Annotated in this window: 1 protein-coding gene; it reads right to left on the reverse strand. The window is 74.5% G+C overall.

What is annotated here, in order from left to right:
- Positions 1–1,200: Y-family DNA polymerase (locus D183_RS0103430; protein WP_026144150.1), on the reverse strand; the 1,200-nt coding region annotated here is incomplete at its 3' end.
- Between the last annotated feature and the right edge of the window lie 62 nt (positions 1,201–1,262).

The following is a 1,262-nucleotide window of genomic DNA, read 5'->3' on the forward strand; positions in this document are numbered from 1 at the left end:
GGTGGCGGGTGTGGCCGTGCTGCGCGCCGTGCTGGATTCGGCGCGCCAGGCCAGTTCCGGGCGATGGTCGGCGTGCGCGCGCAGGCCATGCACGGCGTCGTCGCCCAGGCGTGCGCGCAGGCGTTCGCGTAGTTGCTCCCACGGCAGCGCCTGTTGCGCGCGCTCGTCGAACAGTTCGCGCGCGGCCGGCACGAACGGCGGCAGTTCGTCGGCGCACAGGCGCAGCGCCTGCACCGGTGCCGGCACGCTGGCCTGCTGCAGGCGTCCGCGCGCCAGTTCGAACAGCATCGCCGCATCGCGCTCGGCGGCGAGCAGGCCCACCGGCACCACGCTTGGCTCCAGGTCCTCGTGTTCCAGCAGCAGGCGGAAGCGCTGCACGCCGCCGTCGCGCCCGGCCAGGAACGCGGCCAGGTCCTGGGTCAGGCGACGCAGCGGGAACAGCAGCGCCTGGTTGGATTCGGTGGCATAGCCCAGTTCCACGCGGGCATCGAAGCGGTCCGGCGGCAGGTAGTACTGCAGCGGCAGCGGCGCCTGCCCGCGCAACGCGTCAAGGTGCTGCAGCAGGGCCGGCGGATAGCGCCGCGCCAGCGCGGTGCGCGGCAGTGCGAACAGCTGCTGCAGGCGGCGCAGGCCCATCCGCGCGAAGCCCTCGGCCAGGGCCGGCGACAGCCCGGCGCGGGCGATCGGCAACTGCCCCAGCGCGCGCTGCAGCGCGGCGTTGTCGAGCAGGGCGATGCCGTCGTGGGCATTGACCAGCGCGCGTGCGGCCAGCGGGTGCGGCGCGACCACGATGCGGTGGCGGAAGCCCAGCGCGGTCAGTTCCTCGCGCAGTCGCGCCTCGAAACGCGGCCACGGCCCGAACAGGCCGAGGCTGGCTTCGATCTCCAGCAGCAGCGCGCCGGGGTAGTCGGTGCTGACCAGCGAACTGAAGCGGTACGCCCACGCCGCGAGGAACTGCTGGCTGCGGCGGCTTTCTTCGGCATCGTGCAGGGCGGTGGCGAAGCGATCGCACAGCGCCTGCGCGGTGACCAGCGATTGTCCGGGGCGCAGGCCGCGGGCGCACGCGGCGGCGTTGACCGCCTTCAGCGTGCGCCGCTGCGGCGGGCCGTCGAGCAGCGCCAGCGGTTCGTCCGGCGTCGGCCAGCGACGCAGGACGGTGTCCAGCGCCAATTGCGGCAACAGGATGCAGGCCCAGCGCACGGCAGCGGCCTCACCCGGTCGCCAGGGCGGACAGCGCGATCGGCTGCGCCGGCGGCAGCCCG

Source organism: Xanthomonas sp. SHU 199 (genome assembly GCF_000364665.1).
Classification (GTDB): domain Bacteria; phylum Pseudomonadota; class Gammaproteobacteria; order Xanthomonadales; family Xanthomonadaceae; genus Xanthomonas_A; species Xanthomonas_A sontii.